This window comes from Nonomuraea fuscirosea, from assembly GCF_003001935.1.
Taxonomy (GTDB): Bacteria; Actinomycetota; Actinomycetes; order Streptosporangiales; family Streptosporangiaceae; genus Nonomuraea; species Nonomuraea fuscirosea.
On record NZ_PVNG01000002.1, the window covers coordinates 408,124 to 425,987 of the forward strand.

Genomic DNA, 17,864 nt, shown 5'->3' on the forward strand with positions numbered 1-17,864 from the left:
ACGGCCGCCGGCGGCCGGCCATCTAACGTGCCACCTGCGCGAGCAGGGCGCGGGCGTTGCCGGCGGCCTGGCGGTCGCCGGCCCGCTCGAAGACCTCCAGCGCCGTGCCCGCCAGCTCCCGCGCCCGCGCCGTCGCGCCCTCCGCCCGGTTCACCCGGGCCAGGCCCAGCAGGGCGTGGGCGTCGAGCAGGCGGTCGCCGAGACGGACGGCGATGCCTCTGGCCCGTTCGGCGGCGGCCCTGGCCTCGGGCTTGGCGCCCTGCGCCAGGCGTACCGCGGCCAGGTCGAGCAGGGTGTCGGCCTGCCGGTGCCGGTCGCCCAGCTCGGTGAGGTGATCGACGGCGCGGGTCAGGTGGCCGGCGGCCTCGTCCAGGCGGCCGGCCCGGCGCAGCACCGCGCCGAGCACGCTCTCGGCGTCGGCCGCGTCGCGCTGGTTCCCCGCCGTCTCCAGGCACGACACCAGCGCCCGCTCGGCCTCCTCCAGCCGGCCCCGCTCCAGGTGCACCCGACCGAGCCGGCGCCGGGCGTGGTTCACGTCGCGGGTGCGGCCCTGGCGCAGGAACATGCCCAGCGCGAGCCGCAGCCTCTCGTGCGCCAGGTCCCATTCGCGTTCGGCGAGATGCAGGTCGCCCAGGTCGAGCAGGACGAGCGCCTCGCTCCTGTCGTCGGCGGAGCGGCGGGCCGACTCCAGCGCCCGGCCGGACACCGCCCGCCAGTCGTCGAGGAAGCGGTGCCGCTCCAGGTAGGGCGCCAGCAGGTGCGCCAGCCGCCAGCAGGGGTCGTCGAGCCCCGCGTCGTGCAGGTCGGCGACCAGGCTCACCAGGAACGAGCGCTCGGCGTCCAGCCACTCGACCGACTCCCTGATGTCGCGGGTCGCCACGGCCGTGGCCGGATCGCCCGACACCAGCGAGAACCGCGAGGCCCGCACCCTGGCCAGCACCACCGCCGACACCTTGGCCAGCACGCCGGGCACCGGCTGCTCGCGGGCGAACAGCCGGGTCAGCGCGTGCATCCGGTAGCGGACCTGCCCCGCCGCGTCGACGCCCGCCGTCTCCAGCAGCCCGGCGTCCACCAGCGCCTCGGCTCCGCCGCCGAGCTGGTCGGTCAGCCAGTCGGCGAAGTCGGGCGCGGACAGGGCGCCGAGGCCGCGCAGCGTCAGCCTGGCCGGCTCGGGCAGCCCGTCGTAGCCGACGGTGAACACGCTGCGCACCGTCCGGTCGCCCGCGTGCAGCCGGTCGAGCCGCTCGTGCTCGTCCTCCAGCAGGCCCACCAGGTAGTCGACGGTCCACTCCGGGCGCGCCGCCAGCCTGGAGGCGGCGATGCGCAGCGCGATCGGCAGCCCGCCGCAGAACCTGGCCAGCCGGCCCATCGCCGTGTCCGCGGGCCGCCCGGAACCGGCCGTCAGCAGGTCGAGCGACTCCTCCGGACCGAGCACGCCCACCGACAGCCGGGTCGCCCCGGTCAGGCCGCCCAGCGGGGACCTGCTGGTCACGACCGTCGGACAGGAGGTCAGCAGGGGGCGCACCTGCGCCTCGTCGATGGCGTTGTCGAGCAGCACCAGCAGCCGCCGGTTGGCGCAGTAGGCGCGGAACAGGCGCTCACGCTGCTCCAGCGTCGCCGGGATGGCCTGGGCCGGGCAGCCCAGCCAGCGCAGGAAGTCCTCCAGGACGGCCACGGGGGCCGTCGTCTCGCGCAGGTCGGCGTACAGGATGCCGTCGGGGTACGCCTCGCGCCCGCGCCAGGCCGCGCGCACGGCCAGCGCCGACTTGCCCGCGCCCGCCTGGCCGTGGACCACCACCTGGTCGCCGAGCACCCGGTCGAGCAGGTCGGCGCGGCCGGTGAAGTCGTGGATGTCGGGCGGCAGCAGCACCGGCGGCCCCGCCGAGACGTGCAGCGAGACGTCGTCGTGCAGCATGCGGTGGTAGAGGAGCTGCAGCTCGGAGTCGGGCTCGATGGCGTGCCCGCCGTCGAGCTGGTCGCGCAGCACCGCGTACGCGGCCAGCGCGTCCACCCGGCGGCCGCTGCGGTAGAGGGCCAGCATGTACTGGCCGCGGAAGCGCTGCCACGTCGGATGCTGCTTGGTCAGCCGGCGCAGCTCCACCAGCAGCTCGCGGTGCCGGCCCGCGTCGAGGTCGGCCTGCAGCCTGCGCTCCAGCGCCAGCAGCCGCAGCTCCTCCAGCTCCTCGCGCAGCCGCCGCGTCTCGGCCCAGCGCTCGCCCTCGGGATCGACGTCCTCCAGGAGGTCGCCCCGCCACAGGCCCAGCGCCTCCTCGTAGGCGCCCTTGTCGACCAGCAGCCGGAAACGGTCGACGTCGAGCTGCTCGTCGCGCAGCGCCAGCACGTAGGACCCGGCCACGGTGCTGATCACGTCCTTGCCGACGAGCCGGCGCAGCTCGCCCACGTAACCGCGGACCAGCGAGTCGGAGCGGTCGCCGCCCTCACGCGGCCACAGCAGCCTGCGCAGCCGCTCGACCGTCAGCGGGCGGCCCGCGTTCAGCAGGAACATCGCGAGCAGGTCGCGGTGCTTGGGCACGGTCGGGGTGCGGTCGTGCCCCTCGCCGTCGCGTACCTCAAGCGGCCCCATGATGCGAAATTCCACGCGGCCTTCCTTCGGGGAGGAGATCTCGATCAGAATGGCACACTTGTTGACATCCTCCCCCTCCTGAAGGCGGGGGGATTCCCACGGTCGCCCATGGGTCTTCCTGCTTCACCGCCGGTCGCCCGCCCGAGGGGAGTCTCGTTGAGGTCTTACACCGGCTCCACAGGCGTTTCAGCTCTCCGCCGGCCCGGCGGCGAGCACGTTCCTGGCCGCGTTCACATCCCGGTCATGGACCGCGCCGCAGGCGCACTGCCATTCCCGGATGTTCAACGGCATCTTCTCTTGCAGGGCGCCGCAGGCCGAGCACAGCCTAGAGGAGGGGAACCAGCGGTCCACCGCCACCAGCGTGCGCCCGTACCAGCGTGCTTTGTACTCCAGCATGGAGCGCATCTGTCGCCAGGCCGCGTCGGAGATGGCGCGGGCCAGGCGGTGGTTCTTGACCAGGTTGCGGACGGTCAAATCTTCAACGGCGATCGCTTGGTTCTCACGAACAAGCCGTGTGGTGACCTTGTGCAGGTGGTCTGTCCTGCGGTCGGCGATGCGGGCGTACACTCGGGCCACCTTGAGCCGGGCCTTGGCCCGGTTGTTCGAGCCCTTCTCCTTGCGGGCCAGCGCCCGCTGGGCTTTGGCCAGCTTGCGCCGGTCGCGGCGCTCATGCCGGGGGTTGACGATCTTCTCGCCGGTGGACAGGGTGGCCAGCACGGTGATACCCGCATCGACGCCCACCGCCTGCTCTGCCGGAGCGAGCGGGGCGATCGTCTCCTCCACCAGGAGGGACACGAACCAGCGCCCGGCCGCGTCCCGGCTCACGGTCACCGTGGACGGCTCGGCGCCTTCCGGAAGCGGACGCGACCACACGATCGCCAGCGGGGCGTCCATCTTCGCCAGCGCCAACTCCCCATCCCGCCAGCGGAACGCCGAGCGGGTGTACTCCGCCGACGCCCGCGACTTCTTACGGGACTTGAAGACCGGGTACTTGGCGCGCTTGGCGAAGAAGTTCGCGAATCCGGCTTGCAGATGGCGAAGTGCCTGCTGAAGAGGGACCGAGGACACCTCGCGCAGGAAGCCGAACTCGGTGCTGCGCTTCCACTCGGTGAGCATCGCCGACGACTCGGCATAGGAGACCCGTTCGCCTTCCAGCTTGTAGGCGCGGGTGCGCTCCTCCAGGGCTTTGTTGTAGACGAGGCGGACGCAGCCGAACGTCCGGGCAAGCTCTCCGGCCTGCTCGGGGGTCGGGTAGAAGCGGTACTTGTAGGCCCGCTTCACGATCTGCGTCACGCCCTGCATCCTATCGAACGATCAAGAAAAACTCGTGTGCTTGTTCGATTGCGGCGGTTCACCTGGCGGCGAATCGCCTGTTCCGGCCCTGCTCCGCAGGGGGTCGATTCCTCCTCCGCCTGAAGGCGGGGGTTTCCTCGGAGGTTTTTGATGACCGCCCTCACTTCTTCCGATCCGCGACGGCTGGGCCGCTACTGGCTGGCCGGCCGCCTCGGCGCGGGTGGCCAGGGTGTCGTGTACGAGGCGTACGGCGAGAGCGGCGAGCGGGTCGCGGTCAAGGTGCCCAGGCTCGACGGCCCCGAGGCGCGGGCCAGGCTGGCCAAGGAGGCGGCCGCGGCCGGGCGGGTGGCCTCGTTCTGCACCGCCGCCGTGATCGAGGCCCAGGTCGAGCAGGCGCCGCTGTACATCGTCAGCGAGTACGTCCCCGGGCCGAGCCTGCGCCGGGCGGTGACCGAATCCGGGCCTTACGGGGCCGACGCGCTGCGCCGGCTCGCGATCGGCGTGGCCACCGCGCTGACCGCCATCCACCAGGCCGGCATCGTGCACCGCGATCTCAAACCGGACAACATCATCCTCGGTCCCGACGGGCCCCGCGTGATCGACTTCGGCGTGGCCCGCGAGACCGGGCCCACCACGACGGGACCGATCATGGGCACGCCCGGCTACATGGCCCCCGAGGTGCTCACCGGCCGCGCCGCCACCGGGGCGGCCGACGTGTGGGCGTGGGCGATGGTGCTGCTGTTCGCGGCACGGGGGAGCGACGCGATCCCGGCGGGCGAGCCGATGGCGGTGGTGAGCCGGGTGCTGGAGTTCACGGCCGACGTCACGGGACTGCCGGACGAGATCGCGCCGCTGGTCTCCGCCGCCACTGCCCACGACCCCGCCACCCGTCCTGCCGCCGGTGACCTGCTGCTCGGCCTGCTGGGGCTGCCAGGCGACGGTGGTGGCGGTCCGCTGGGGGACGGCCCCAGGGACGGCGGCGAGCCGGTGGACGACCCACTGGTCCGCGGCAGCGGCGTGGCGGCGGAGCTCACCGGAGAGGCGGATCCCGGCCTGGGCGCGGTGGCCGAGGAGCTGTACCGCGAGCTGAGCGAGGCGGAGCGGGCCTGCGTGCCCGAGGTCTTCCTGCGCATGCTCGACGGCGACACGCTGCGCCCGGTGCGGCGTGACGAGCTGCCGGAGATCGAGGGCCTGGACGCCATGCTCGACCTCTTCGCCGCCGCGGGCCTGGTGACGCGGCGCGAGGAGACGCCCGAGAGCGAGCGGACGCCCGAGCCGTCCGGGGAGGCAAGTAAGCCGCTCGGAGAGGCGGACGAGCGGACTGGGGAGGCGGGCGAGCAGCGCGGAGAGGCAGGCGAGCTGTCCCGGAAGGCGGGTGAGCGGTCCGGGGTGGTGGGTGAGCGGTCCGGGGTGGTGTATGGGTTGCCTGCGCCGGGGTTGGTGCGGGCGTGGCCGCGGTTGCGGGAATGGGTGGCGGCCAACCGTGACGGGCTGCCCGTGCACCGCCGTCTGGCCGACGCCGCCGCCGAGTGGGACGGTCATGGCAGGCGGCCCGCTGACCTGATGCAGGGCACGCCGCTCGACCGAACGCTGCGGTGGGCGGCCGCTGAGCGCAGGGACCTCACGCTGGCCAGGCGGGAGCGCGAGTTCCTCGACGCCGCAGCGGCCGAGGTGCGCAGGCGCGGCAGGAGGCGTGGCCTGATCGCGGCGGCGCTGGCCGTGCTGCTGGTCGTCGCGCTGGGCGGGCTGGGGACGGCCGAATACCTGCGCAGGGAGTCCGTACGCCAGCGCGACGACGCCAGGGCCAAGGAGCTGGCGCTGCGCGCGTCCGGGCTGCGTGAGGTGGAGCCGGAGCTGGCCCGGCTGCTGTCCGTGGCGGCCTGGCGGCTGTCACCGGAGACGACGGAAGCGCGGGGAGCGTTGCTCGACTCGGCGTCCCAGCACGTGAGCGACGTGTTCACGGCCCCGTACGTGGACTCGTCGAGCGTGCAGGCGCTCGACGTGGACGGCCGCATCCTGGCCGCCGCGACGGACGGCACCGCCCGGCTCTGGGACGTGACGAGCGGGCGGCGGCTGCGCGAGGTCACCGGGATCGGCACGGGCGTGACCCGGCTGGCCGTGAGCCGCGACGGCCGCAGCCTGGCCGCGCTGGACGACGACGGCGTGCGGGTGTGGGACACCGTCACCGGCCGGCCGCTCGGCGGCCCGTTCGCGAAGGAGGCGGGCGGGTTCGACGGGCTGGAGTTCGACCGGTCCGGCCGCCTGATCTCCGCGCCACGCCCGTCGGGCGGCGCGGAATGGTGGGACGTGTCCAAGCGTGCCCGGCTCACCGCTCCCGGCGGAGCGGCGCTCGTCGGGGTCAGCCCCGACGGCCGCTACGGGGTCGTCGCCGCCGGCCAGCGGACGGCCGAGGTGTGGGACCTGCGGCGGGGGCGGCGGCTGCGCCTTCCCTCGCTGCCCGGCACCGGCACCACGACCGCCGCCGCCTTCAGCGACGACAGCCGGGCGCTGGCGCTCGTCGAGGACACGCCACGCCACGACAAGCCCATCACCCACCTGTACGACCTGACCACGCGTACGGCGAAGCAGCCCGTCGAGGGCAGCACGTTGCAGGCCGCGGACTTCGTCTTCGGCGGCGGGTACATCGCCCTGTGGTCACCGGGGGAGCAGCTCACCGTGGCCCGGTGGGACGGCTGGACGACCATGCTGACCCTCCCGCTGCCCGCCGATCCCGTACAGGTGCGCTACGACCTGGTGGGCAGGGCCGTGCGGGTGCTGAACGGGCAGGGCGGGGTCGTCACCCTGGACGTCTCCATGATGTTCGACCGGCCGCTGCGGCTCGACCCGCCGCTCGACCACGACGTCGTCACCCTCAAGGTGGCGCCCGGCGGCCGGATGCTGGCCGTCAAGCGGGAACCTTCGGCGCTCACCGCCCATCAGCTGCGCACCCTGGAACTGCTCGACCCGGCGACCGGCGCGCGGAAGGCCGGTCCGATCGCCTGGAAGGGCGAGGGGAAGGCGATGGCCTTCAGCCGGGACGGCACCCGGCTGGCCTTCGGCGACGGGGAGGTGGTCCGCCTGCTCGACGTCGCCTCCGGGCGGGTCACGCAGCAGTTCGGGCTCGTCGCCGAGCAGGGCGACAGCGCCTCGGGACCGGCCTACAGCGTTTCGGAGCAGATAGAGGGCACCTTCGAGCCGTCCGAGAGTGCTCCCGAGCCGTCCGACAGTGCCTCCGGGCCGCCCGGCGGCGGTCCTTCCGAACCCGAGCCCGCCGACAGTGCCCCCGAATCATCCGACAGTGTCTCCGAGTCGGCCGACAGTGCCTCCGAGCCGTCTGAGAGTGCCGCCGAGTCGGCCGAGAGTGCTTCCGAGCGGCCCAGTAGCGTCTCCGAGCTGGCCTTCGGGCCCGATGGCAGGACGCTGGCGGTGCAGCCGGACGGGGGCGAGTTCTTCGTGGTGGATCTGCGGGATCTCAAGCGCAGGTCGTTCGCCGGCAGCGGTGTGCCGGGTGGCGGGCCGATGGAGTTCGCCCCTGACGGCGCCCGGCTGTTCGTCGCGGAGCCGCAGCCGCGGCTCTACGACGCCGGCCGCGACGCCCTCGTGCCTGTGGCCGCCGGCACCGGAAGCCTCGAAGGTGCCTTCGCCTACAGCCCCGACGGGCGCAGGATCGCCTTCTCCGGGCCGGACCGGATCACCCTCTGGGACCGCGACCTGCGCACCCGGCTCGGCGCCTTCCCCGTGACGGCCGGGATGCGGGAGGCCATCATGCTGACGTGGTCGCCGGACGGCCGCTGGATCGCCTCGTTCGAGGACGGGCCGCGGCTGCGGTTGTGGGACGTGGCGAGCGGGCGGCAGATCGGGGTCGTGTACGACGGGCTGGCGGAGTCCGACATCGACAACGCCTGGCTCGGCTTCTCGGCCGACGGGACGAAGCTGCACAGCCTGGGTGTCGACGGCACCTTCCGTACGCACGAGCTCGACGGCGCCCGGCTGGCCGCGACGGTGTGCGAGCTGGCCGGTCGCGCGCTCACCACCAGCGAGTGGAGGGACTACATGCCCGGCGTCGACCCGTTCGCCCTGTGCACCTGACCGTCATCGGAGCCGTCGCCCTCTGAGCCGGTGCCGCTCGCCCAGGCCCTGGCCGTGCGGACGATCTCCTCCAGGTGGTCGCTGTGCGCGCCGTGCCAGTAGACCTGGCCGCAGGCGGCGCAACGGCCGTACGCGTCGTAGCTGCGTCGCGTGCCCGCCTCCAGCCGGAGCTCGACCTCCTCCTTCGGCACCGGCACCAGTACGCCGTTGCACGCGGTGCAGCGCGTCCATGGACGCAACGGCGGGGAGAAGCGTTCGAGCAGGTCGCGGAGCTGGTCGGCGGGGGCCGAGCCGCGCACGTAGGCGCCCAGCCACAGCGCGCGGCGGCGCAGCAGGCCGCGGTCCTGGGTGAGCAGCACCCGCCGCTCCTCGTTGGCCTGCACCACCAGCGCCGGGTCGTCCATGTCGTTGTGGTACGCGGTGTCGACGCCCAGCAGCCGCAGCCGCCGCGCCAGGGTGCCCAGGTGCACGTCCAGCAGGAACCGGGGCTCCTCGGGCAGCGGCTGGGGCCGGGGGATCGGATGCACCTCCACCACGTCGCCGTCGGCCGGCTGGTAGGAGGGCGGCACGCCCCTGCCGTTCACCATCAGGGGACCGACCTCGGTCAGCGGGACCCCGATCGACTCCACGTGGTGGCCCAGCGTCGAGGTGCCGTCGGGGGTCACCTCCTGCCACTCGTGGCGGCGGTTCGCGGGCAGGAACATCCTCAGTTCTGAGGAGATGCGCAGGCGTGCGGTCGTCACAATGTCCATTCTGTGACACCGAGTACCGTGAATTCATGCCGATATCCCGCCGCTCGTTCGCCGGGCTGGCGGGGTTCGCCGCCCTGTTCGCCGCCGGGGCCGCCGGGTGCTCGGGCGACGGCGACGGGCAGCGCGAGCTGCGGCTGGCGACGGGACTCGCGGGCGGGCCCTACGGGGCGCTCGGCGACCGGCTCGCCGAGGAGCTGCGGCGCGGCGGGCTGAGCGTGCGGGTGCTGCCGACCGCCGCCAGTGTGCAGAATCTGACGATGATGACCGACGGGCGGGCCGACGTCGGGTTCGCGCTGGCCGACAGCGCCGACGACGCCGTCCGCGTACGGCACCAGCCCGTCTCCGCCCTGGCCAGGATGTACATGAACTACGTGCACCTGGTCGTCGGCACCGACTCCGAGATCACCGCGGTCGGCGGGCTGGCGGGGCGGGCCGTGTCCATCGGGGTGGAGGGCTCGGGCACTGCGGTGACCGCGACCCGCGTGCTGGCCGCCGCCCGGCTCCGGCGCCCGCCGCGGATCACCCGGCTGGGGCTGGACGCCTCCATCGGCGCGCTGCGCGCGGGCCGGGTCGAGGCGTTCTTCTGGTCGGGCGGGGTGCCCACGCCCGCGCTGGCCGAGCTGGCTGGCATCCGGCTGCTGCCGCTGGAGTCGCTGGTGCCGGTGCTGCGGCGCGAGTTCGGCCCCGTGTACGAGGACGCCACCGTGCCCGCCCGCGCGTACGGCGGACCCAGGGCCGTGCCGACCGTGGGCACGCCCAGTTACCTGATGTGCCGGACCTCGCTGCCCGACGACCTGGCGTACACGATCACCGAGACCCTCTTCACCGCCCGCGACCGGCTCCAGGCCCCGTCGGCCCCCGGGGGACGGCTGGACCGGCGCTACGCCATCGGCACCGGGGTCGTGCCGCTGCACGCCGGCGCCGCCCGCTACTACCGCTCGGTCTACGGCTGAGCGACAGCCCGGTCTGAGGGGCAGGCCCGGTCTGAGGGGCAGGCCGGTTCGCGGTTGAGCGGCGGGCAGAATCCGGCCCGGGAGGTGGTCACGGGTCGGGGAGGCGGAGCTCGACCATAAGGCCGTGCGGCTCGGCCGGGAGCAGTTCCAGCGTGGCCCCGCAGGCTCTGGCCAGTTCGGCGGCGATGGCCAGGCCCAGGCCGCTGCCGGGCACGTTCGCGTGGGCCCCGGACCGCCAGAAGCGAGCCTGTGCCTCCGAGCGTTCCTCCTCGCTCAGCCCGGGCCCGTCGTCGGTCACTCGCAGCACGCCGTCGCGCAGGGTGACGGTCACGGTGCCGCCGGCGGGGACGAACTTCTGCGCGTTGTCGAGGGCGATGTCGGCGATCCTGGCCGCCGCCTCGGGAACGACCGACATTTCGGGAATGTCGGTGGTCAGCCGGACGTCCTTCGCCGCGTACACCTCCCGCCACACCCCTAGCCGCGGCGCCAGCGCGACCTCCTTGCCCTCGACCCCCGCGCCCGCCTCCACCCTGGCCAGCACCAGCAGGTCCTCGACCAGCAACGCCAGCCGGTCCAGCTCGGCCATCGCCTCCTCGAACTCGGCCGTCCCCTCGGCGCGCAGATGCGGCTCCAGGTTCTCCAGCCGCAGGCTCAGCACCGTGAGCGGCGTCCGCAGCTCGTGCGAGGCGTCGGCCACGAACGCCCGCTGCCGCTCCATCGCGCCGGCGACCGCGTCCGCCATCGCGTTGAAGCGCTCCTCCAGCCGCCGCAGCTCGGACGGGCCCGCCCCCGGATGCGCCCGCGCGTCCATCCGGCCCTGCGCGATGGCCCGCGTGGTGCGGTCCAGCTCGGTGACCGGACGCAGGATCCAGCGCGCCAGCCGCCTGGCCGCCACCGTCGAGACGCCCAGCATCAGCAGCGCGCCCAGCGCCAGCGCGGCCCAGACCAGGGTCACCTCCAGGCGGGCCCGGCCGGCGGGAGCCTGCAGCAGCACCACCCCCGACAGTTGCGCGTCCCGGCCGGCCGGCTCGGCCAGCAGCACCGTGCCGGGGCCGAACGGGCTGATCGTGGGCAGGTCCTCGGTGGTGCGGCCGGACAACGCCAGGCGCAGGGCGTCGCCGTCGTCGGCGGTGAAGCTGCCGGCGGTCAGCAGGATCGAGCCGTCGCGGTCCCGTACGCGGACGGCGGCGCCGTACAGGTCGGCGTAGCGGGTGATCTCGGACAGCAGCCCTGTGCGGTCGTCCTCCCGCGCCGCCTGGTCGGCCAGCTCCGCGAAGCGGGTGGCGTCGGCGCGGCGGTCGAGCAGCAGGCGGTTCGTCCGATGGGAGGCGTAGGCCAGGCCCAGCGGCACCGCCAGCGCCGCCACCAGGAACACGATCAGCGTCGTGAACGTGACCACCAGCCGCGAGTTCACGCCGTCGAGCCCAGCCGGTAGCCGGTCCCGCGCAGCGTCTCCACCAGAGCGGGGCGGCCGGTCTTGGAGCGCAGGTTGGCCACGTGCACGTCGAGCGAGCGGGAGGCCGACAGCAGCGGGTCGCCCCAGATCTCGTCGAGGATCTCCTCCCTGCCGCGCACCACGCCCGGCTCGCGGGCCAGCATCGCCAGCAGGTCGAACTCGCGCCGGGTCAGCGTCACCGGCTCTCCGGCCACCGTGACCTGCCGGTACTCCAGATCGATGCGGACGTCGCCGACGCTCACCACGTCGTCGCGCGGCGGGCGCGGGCGGGTGCCGCGCCGGACCACCGCCTCCATGCGTGCCATCAGCTCGACCGTACGGAACGGCTTGACCAGGTAGTCGTCCGCCCCCGACCGCAGCCCGCGCAGCACCTCGCGCTCCTCGGTGCGGGCCGTGACCACGATCAGCGGCACCGCCGAGACCCGGCGCAGGCGGCGCAGCACGTCGAGCCCGTCCATGTCCGGCAGGCCCAGGTCCAGCAGGACGAAGTCGGCGCCCCCCGCCAGGCGGAGGGCGTCGACGGCCAGGCCCGCCCTGGTGACCTGGTGGCCGTGCCGGTCGAGGGCCGTGGTGAGCGCGGACGCGAGCCGATCGTCGTCCTCGACCAGGAGAACTCGCATGCCGTCAGGTTAGACGCGCGTCGGCACCGACTCCGCCGTGGACCGCTCGGCGCGGGAGAGCGCGGCGTCCCTGGTCTCGCGCATGGTGAGGTAGACGATGAGGGAGACGGCGGCGCAGCCGGAGACGTACCAGAAGAAGCCGGACTCGATGCCGCTGTCCTTGAACCACAGTGCCACGTACTCGGCGGTGCCGCCGAACAGGGCGTTCGCGATCGCGTACGGGAGCGCGACGCCGAGCGCGCGCACGTGCGTCGGGAAGAGCTCGGCCTTGACCACCGCGTTGATCGAGGTGTAGCCGGTGACGATGATCAGGCCGATCAGCGACAGCGCCAGGCCGCCGCCGAAGCCCTGCACCCCGCCGAGCGCGGTCATCAGCGGCACCGTGCCCACCATCGACCCGATGCCGAATGTGATCAGCAGCGGCCGGCGCCCGATCCGGTCCGACAGCCCGCCCGCCAGCGGCTGCAGGCACATGAAGATGAACAGCGCGGAGAAGCTCACCAGCGTGGCCGTCTCCTTGGCCAGGCCCGCCGTGTTCGACAGGTACTTGGTGAGATACGTGGTGTAGGTGTAGTACGCGACCGTGCCGCCCATCGTCAGCGCGATGACCAGCAGCGCCTCCTTCTTGTGGGCGAGCAACTCCGCGATCGTGCCGCGGCCCCGCGAGGTCTCGCGCTCCTCCTCGTCGTACGCCTCCGTCTCCAGCAGGCTGCGGCGCAGGTAGAACACGACCGCGGCGGCCAGCGCGCCGACCACGAACGGGATGCGCCAGCCGTAGGAGCTCAGCGCCTCCTTCGTCATCGTGTTCTGCAGGATGATCTGCAGGCCGAGGCCGACGAGCTGGCCGGCGGTCATGGAGACGTACTGGAAGCTGGAGGCGAAGCCGCGCCGGCCGCGCGGGGTGGCCTCGGTGAGGTAGGTGGCGCTGGCCGCGTACTCGCCGCCGACCGACAGGCCCTGGAGCAGACGCGCCACCACCAGCACGAGCGCGCCGAAGTAACCGACCGACTCGTACGTCGGGGCGATGGCGATCAGCAGCGCGCTGGCCGACATCAGCGTGACGGTGAGCGTGAGCGCCGCCTTGCGGCCCTTCCTGTCGGCGTAGCGGCCGAGCAGCCAGCCGCCGAGCGGGCGCATGAAGAAGCCGACGGCGAAGATCGCGGCGGTGTTGAGCAGCTTCGCCGTGTCGTTTCCGTCGGGGAAGAAAGAAGCGGCGAAATAGACGGCGAAACTGCTGTAGACGAACCAGTCATACCATTCGACCATGTTGCCGACCGAGCCGCCGAGCACGGCTTTCCACGGCACGCGCGCCTTGCTCACGAAATACCTCCGGGGGGCCTCTGGGGGGAGTAGCTGCTGGCCAGAGCCTTACGTCAGAAGGATGTTCGGACAAGGGAGCGGGCGTCAGATCTAACGTGCGCTTAACATGGCGTTCTTACGCGTGCATTACCTCAGCGCAACGCTGGGCCGGCGTTCTTCGCCCTTTCCAGCGCCAGGGCGTCCCACCACTGGCCCGCCTCCGGCGCCTCGACGCCGCGCTCGGGGTCCTTGCTCCCGCTCGTGCCCCGCCGGCAGCGGCCGTCGGAGGTGCCCGGTCTGGCCACCCAGAGATAGGCGTCCACCAGGTCCTTGCCCGTGTCCGTCGTCGGCCGCTCGCCGACGCCCCTGCCCGGCGGGTTGCACCAGGTCTGCGGGTCCTCGTAGTGCTTGTCCGGGGCCCATGAGCCGCGGCCGTTCCTGGAGGTGTCCACGACGAAGTGCGGCATGGAGGCGGGGTCGACGTCGGCGTCCTTCGGGCAGCCGGTCCCCTTCGTCTTCAGGCGCACGGCGATGCAGGCGGACAACTCCTCGCCGTACGCGACGCTCTTGTCCGTGGCCGTGTAGGCGGAGGTGTTGACGATGAAGCCGTCGGCCTCGTCCACACCCGCGCCGATGAGCCGCCCGGCCATCGTCTCGGTACCCGGATAGAGCGCCTGGCCGCCGTCGAGGTAGACGGCCGTGCGCGGGCCGGCCTTCAGGCTCCGTACCGCCTGGCGCAGGTCGCGGAAGCGCCGGCCGTCGTCGTCGGGCAGCGGGCAGTTCTTCGCGCCGGGCAGCTTGACCAGGCTGGAGGGCTCCAGGACGACCACCGCCGCGGCAGGTCCGATCTGGCGCGCGATGCCGCTGATCCACTCCTGGTACGCGGCCATGTCGGCGGCGCTCGCCGGGCGGCGGCAGTCGCTGCCGGGCATGCGGTTGACCAGGAAGACGGGGACGCCGCCCTCCTGCGCCGCGGCCGTGATCGCGGCGTCCACCTTCGCGCGGACCTCCGGCTCGCCGAGCCGGATGGCGTAGGGGACCGCGGCGAGTTTCCGCATGAGGGCGGCGTCCCGCGGGCGGTCCTTCTCCCAGAGTTCGGCCTGACGGGAGGCGTTGGGCTCATCGGGGGCGTAGAACGGCACGTTCTGGGCGGCTCTGAGGGGGTTCTGGCGGGTGGCCGGGGTCTGCCCGGTCGTGGTGCCGGTCGCCTGAGGAGTGCCGGTCGGCTGCGGGGTGCCGGCGTCCGTCGTGGTTCCGGCGGCCTGGGTGGTGCCGGCGGGCGGCGTGGTCCTGGCGGCCGGGAAGCCCTGCCCGCGCAGAACGAGGGCCGCCGAGACGCCGGCGACGACCAGCACCACGGCGGTGCCCGCGACCAGAAGCCTGCGCCGCGCCTGCGGGGAGGTGCGGGGCTCGGTGTCGGGGGCCGCGTCGACCGGCGGCGGGGCCGCGTCGACCGGCGGCCGGGCCGTGCCGGACGGCGGCGGGGCCGTGCCGGAGGGCGGGGGCGTGGAGGCCGGGGTGGGTTCCTGGCCGGCGGTGGTGAGGTTGGCGGAGCTCAGCCGGTCCATCAGCTCCTGGGCCGTCGGGCGCCGGCCGGGGTTCTTGGTCAGGGACGCCAGCACCAGCTCGCGCAGCGGCCCCGACAGGCCGCGCAGCTCAGGCGGCTCGTTGACGATGCGCAGCAGGATCGTCGGGATCGAGCCGGAACCGAACGGCGGCACGCCCCCGGCGGCGAAGGCGACCGTGCAGCCCCAGGAGAAGATGTCGGAGGCCGGGCCGATGGCGGAGCCCGACACCTGCTCGGGCGACATGTACGACGGCGTCCCCACGATCGCGCTGCTCACCTCGGACCCCGCCAGCCGGGCGATCCCGAAGTCGATGACCTTGGGCCCGACCTGCGACAGCAGCACGTTCGACGGCTTGAGATCGCGGTGCACGACCCCGGCCCCGTGGATGGCGCGCAGGGCCATCGCCATCGCCGCGGCCAGCCCGTCGAGGGCCGAGCCCGTCAGCGGGCCCGAGTCGCGCACGGCGTCCGCGAGGCTGGGGCCCTCGACGTATTCGGTGACGAGGTAGGCCGTCTCGCCCTCCACCTCGGCGTCCAGCACGGGCGCGGTGCAGAAGCGGGCCACCCGCTTGGCCGCGGCCACCTCGCGCGCGAAACGCCGCCTGAAGCCCGCGTCCGCGTCCATCCTGGCGTGGATCAGCTTGACCGCCACCTGGCCGCCGTCAGGCCCCCGGCCCAGGTAGACGACCCCCATGCCGCCCTCGCCCAGCCGCCCGAGCAGCGCGTACGGCCCTGCCTGCCGCGGATCGTCGTCTCTCAGTGCCTGCACGGTCATAGGCGGCCAGTTAACCAAGGAGTCAACGGAAGATCCATGCCGTCCGGCCGGCTACAGCGACAGCCGCAGGTCGTTCCACTCGTCGAAGAGCACGAACCCCATGGCCTCGTTGATGGCGAGCATGTGGGCGTTGGAGGTGGCGTTCCAGGTGATGACGCGCTCGATCGCGGGCTCGTGCTCCCGCAGGAGGAACAGGTTGGCGAGCTTGAGCGCCAGGCCCAGGCGGTGGCCCCGGTGCTCGCGCGACACGGTCGTGTCCCCCTGATCGGCCCAGCCGCCGGTGCGGTCGGTCGAGACGAAGATGCGGGTGTATCCGGCGGGGGCGCCGTCGCGGTCGCGGCGGGCGATCGTGGTGTAGCAGGTCTCCTCGCCGTCCGGGATGCGTTCCTCGTAGGCGCGCACGCGGTCGATGCCGTAGTCGATGTCGCCGACGTCGCCGTCGCGCGGGGCGTCGTTCATGCCGGCCATGACCGCCGCGAGGTCGGGCAGCAGCCCCGGCGTCGCCGGGCCGATCCAGCTCTCCAGGCTGTAGCCCTCGACCTGGGGACACATGGCCCGCAGCGCCGTCCAGTCGGCCGTGCGCAGGTCGAGCACGTTGCGCGCCCGCACGTGCCCCACCGTCATGCCGCGCGCGCGGGCGAAGGGGGTGCCCGGGCCGGCGACCGGGGTGTCGGTGAGGAGCAGGCTCCTGCCATGGGCGCGCAGGCGGTCGAGGGCGTGCTCGAAGAGGGCCGAGCCGTGGCCGTGGCCCTGCTGCTCAGGGCGTACGGCGAGGGGGAAGATCCAGGCCATGTGGGGGTTGTCGGAGGTGGGCAGCGACAGGGCGTAGCCGCCGGCGACCTTGCCGCCGCCGCCGCTGCCGCTGCCGCCGTCGTCCTCGCCGTCGACCAGCGCCCAGGCCTCGGCCCGGGCGGAGGGCGTGTGCGCGCAGACGTCGCGGTGGAACCGGGCGAGGGACAGCCCGGGCCCGGGGATGCCCGCGGTGGCCGCCGTGTACGCCGCGTGCAGGCCGGCGACGAGGTCGTCCTCCCGGGGGCGGGTGCCGCCGGCGCCCGGCCGGTCGGGGATGGGAATGGGCTGGATCCGCATGCCCGTAGCCAAACGCACGCGCCTTCGCCAGGGCGAATGGTTTTCCGGGGAACCGTCGTGGCGCGTGGCACTCCACCACCCGCGCACCCGCGGAAGCTCTCCCCCTCTGGTGCTACCGGCGGCGGTGGTGCTACCCGCGGCGACTCTCCGCCTCTCCTGCCGGCGGCGGCTCTCAGCCCGTGGTTCTACTGGCGGTAGTTCTCCACCTCGCCGGCGGGGCGGGCGGCGGCGCCGTCGGGGTCATCGCCCGCGTTGCGCCTGGCGCGGCGCTGCCTGAGCAGGTCCCAGCACTGGTCGAGGGCCGTCTCCAGCTCCTTGATGCGTGCGTGTTCCTGGTCCGTGGTCACGTCGCCGGAGCGCAGCTTGTCGCGCAGGTCGTGCTCCTCGGTGACCAGTGCGCTGATCCTGGTGAGAATTTCGTCGTCCCGCATGCCCAAGACTCTAATCACCTCGTGATAGAACACGCCCTATGTCTGGTATCGCGCTGGTAAGAAAGCCCGGCCCCAGAATCGCCGAAGGAATCGTCACCCATCTGACCAGAGAGCCCGTGGATCACGAGCGGGCCGCCGTCCAGCACGATGCCTACGTGGCGGCGCTGGCCGCGAACGGATGGCGTCCCGTGTACGTCCCGCCCGCCGACGACCTGCCCGACGCGCCGTTCGTGGAGGACGCGGTGGTGATGTCGGGAAGGCTGGCCGTGCTGACCAGGCCGGGGGCGCCGGAACGGCGGCCCGAGGTGGAGTCGGTGGCCCGGGCCGTGCGGGAGCTGGGCGTCAAGTCGGTCCGGATCACGCCGCCCGGCACGCTGGACGGCGGCGACGTGCTCCAGGTTGGCCCCACCGTGTACGTCGGCAGGTCCGCCCGCACCGACGCCGACGGCATCAGGCAGCTGACCGCCCTCCTGCCCGAGCGCAGCGTCGTGCCCGTGGAGCTGCGCGGCGTGCTGCACCTGAAGTCGGCGGTGACCGCGCTGCCCGACGGGACGCTGATCGGGGACCCGGACCAGGTGGACCTGCCCGGCCTGCTGGTGCCGGAGGAGCCGGCGGGCGCGCACGTGGTGGTGCTGGGCGAGGACCGGGTGCTGCTGGCCGCGTCAGCCCCGCAGACCGCCGCAATGCTCGAAAAGCGCGGATTTTTCGTGACGAAGGTGGATATCTCGGAGTACGAGAAGCTGGAAGGCTGCGTGACCTGCCTCAGTGTCCTGGTCGCCGACTGAGCCTTCTCAGGATCTGAGATGCTGGACGGTCCACGGCGAGACGTCTGATACCGTTCATGGCATGCTGCGCGGTCTCCTTCTTAGCTGCCGCGGCGGGGGCCTCTAAGGCCGGCTCCCTCGCCGCGGAGCGAGTCGTGCGCGTCGGCCGCTTTCTTTTCGAGACCGACGAGG

Annotated in this window: 11 protein-coding genes and 1 pseudogene; 3 read left to right on the forward strand and 9 right to left on the reverse strand. The window is 73.3% G+C overall.

Annotation, left to right across the window (positions count from 1 at the left end):
* Window positions 1-22 precede the first annotated feature (22 nt).
* Entirely contained in the window at window positions 23-2,599 is a 2,577-nt protein-coding gene (locus tag B0I32_RS05425) for an AfsR/SARP family transcriptional regulator (RefSeq protein WP_146178053.1), read from the reverse strand.
* An 85-nt stretch (window positions 2,600-2,684) separates the two neighbouring features.
* A pseudogene (locus tag B0I32_RS05430) lies at window positions 2,685-3,877 on the reverse strand (RNA-guided endonuclease InsQ/TnpB family protein); the annotation flags it as partial.
* A 150-nt stretch (window positions 3,878-4,027) separates the two neighbouring features.
* On the opposite strand from B0I32_RS05430, the gene B0I32_RS05435 reads away from it, so the two are divergent.
* Window positions 4,028-7,966, forward strand: a complete 3,939-nt coding sequence (locus tag B0I32_RS05435; RefSeq protein WP_106235499.1) for a WD40 repeat domain-containing serine/threonine protein kinase — start codon at window positions 4,028-4,030, stop codon at window positions 7,964-7,966.
* Here B0I32_RS05435 and B0I32_RS05440 read toward each other — a convergent pair.
* On the reverse strand, window positions 7,927-8,718 hold the full coding sequence (locus tag B0I32_RS05440; RefSeq protein ID WP_106235501.1) for a Mut7-C RNAse domain-containing protein: 792 nt from the start codon (window positions 8,716-8,718) through the stop codon (window positions 7,927-7,929). The two genes, B0I32_RS05435 and B0I32_RS05440, sit on opposite strands and share 40 nt — an antisense overlap.
* Before the next feature lie 26 nt (window positions 8,719-8,744).
* Between B0I32_RS05440 and B0I32_RS05445 the strand changes: the two genes are divergently transcribed.
* Window positions 8,745-9,671 (forward strand): TAXI family TRAP transporter solute-binding subunit, encoded by a 927-nt coding sequence (locus B0I32_RS05445; RefSeq protein WP_106235503.1) that lies wholly within the window; start codon window positions 8,745-8,747, stop codon window positions 9,669-9,671.
* A gap of 88 nt (window positions 9,672-9,759) precedes the next feature.
* Here the strand turns inward: B0I32_RS05445 and B0I32_RS05450 are convergent, their stop codons facing one another.
* The 6 genes from B0I32_RS05450 to B0I32_RS05475 all read right to left on the reverse strand — a co-directional run bounded on the left by B0I32_RS05450 (window position 9,760) and on the right by B0I32_RS05475 (window position 16,908).
* The gene (locus tag B0I32_RS05450) at window positions 9,760-11,085 is read right to left on the reverse strand and encodes a sensor histidine kinase (RefSeq protein WP_106235505.1); all 1,326 of its coding nucleotides are present in this window, start codon (window positions 11,083-11,085) and stop codon (window positions 9,760-9,762) included.
* On the reverse strand, window positions 11,082-11,747 hold the full coding sequence (locus tag B0I32_RS05455) for a response regulator transcription factor (RefSeq protein ID WP_106235507.1): 666 nt from the start codon (window positions 11,745-11,747) through the stop codon (window positions 11,082-11,084). Before B0I32_RS05455 ends, B0I32_RS05450 begins: the two co-directional genes overlap by 4 nt.
* Before the next feature lie 9 nt (window positions 11,748-11,756).
* Complete coding sequence (locus tag B0I32_RS05460; RefSeq protein ID WP_219911657.1) at window positions 11,757-13,067, reverse strand: MFS transporter; 1,311 nt, start codon at window positions 13,065-13,067, stop codon at window positions 11,757-11,759.
* A gap of 131 nt (window positions 13,068-13,198) precedes the next feature.
* Window positions 13,199-15,388 carry a glycoside hydrolase family 6 protein gene (locus tag B0I32_RS05465; RefSeq protein ID WP_106235509.1) on the reverse strand — a complete coding sequence of 730 codons (2,190 nt, stop codon included), beginning with the start codon at window positions 15,386-15,388 and terminating at the stop codon, window positions 13,199-13,201.
* Window positions 15,389-15,439: 51 nt separating this feature from the next.
* The gene (locus tag B0I32_RS05470) at window positions 15,440-16,477 is read right to left on the reverse strand and encodes a GNAT family N-acetyltransferase (protein ID WP_106235511.1); all 1,038 of its coding nucleotides are present in this window, start codon (window positions 16,475-16,477) and stop codon (window positions 15,440-15,442) included.
* A gap of 185 nt (window positions 16,478-16,662) precedes the next feature.
* Window positions 16,663-16,908, reverse strand: a complete 246-nt coding sequence (locus tag B0I32_RS05475; RefSeq protein ID WP_106235513.1) for a DUF2630 family protein — start codon at window positions 16,906-16,908, stop codon at window positions 16,663-16,665.
* Window positions 16,909-16,946: 38 nt separating this feature from the next.
* On the opposite strand from B0I32_RS05475, the gene ddaH reads away from it, so the two are divergent.
* Window positions 16,947-17,693 (forward strand): dimethylargininase, encoded by a 747-nt coding sequence (gene ddaH / locus B0I32_RS05480; protein ID WP_106235515.1) that lies wholly within the window; start codon window positions 16,947-16,949, stop codon window positions 17,691-17,693.
* Window positions 17,694-17,864: the final 171 nt, after the last annotated feature.

What these genes read in the sequence shown, in the direction of transcription:
- B0I32_RS05445 (WP_106235503.1), top strand. Translation starts at nt 8,745, where the DNA reads ATGCCGATATCCCGCCGCTCGTTCGCCGGGCTGGCGGGGTTCGCCGCC.
- ddaH (WP_106235515.1), top strand. Translation starts at nt 16,947, where the DNA reads ATGTCTGGTATCGCGCTGGTAAGAAAGCCCGGCCCCAGAATCGCCGAA.
- B0I32_RS05465 (WP_106235509.1), bottom strand. Translation starts at nt 15,388, where the DNA reads ATGACCGTGCAGGCACTGAGAGACGACGATCCGCGGCAGGCAGGGCCG.
- B0I32_RS05435 (WP_106235499.1), top strand. Translation starts at nt 4,028, where the DNA reads ATGACCGCCCTCACTTCTTCCGATCCGCGACGGCTGGGCCGCTACTGG.
- B0I32_RS05470 (WP_106235511.1), bottom strand. Translation starts at nt 16,477, where the DNA reads ATGCGGATCCAGCCCATTCCCATCCCCGACCGGCCGGGCGCCGGCGGC.
- B0I32_RS05475 (WP_106235513.1), bottom strand. Translation starts at nt 16,908, where the DNA reads ATGCGGGACGACGAAATTCTCACCAGGATCAGCGCACTGGTCACCGAG.
- B0I32_RS05440 (WP_106235501.1), bottom strand. Translation starts at nt 8,718, where the DNA reads ATGGACATTGTGACGACCGCACGCCTGCGCATCTCCTCAGAACTGAGG.
- B0I32_RS05455 (WP_106235507.1), bottom strand. Translation starts at nt 11,747, where the DNA reads ATGCGAGTTCTCCTGGTCGAGGACGACGATCGGCTCGCGTCCGCGCTC.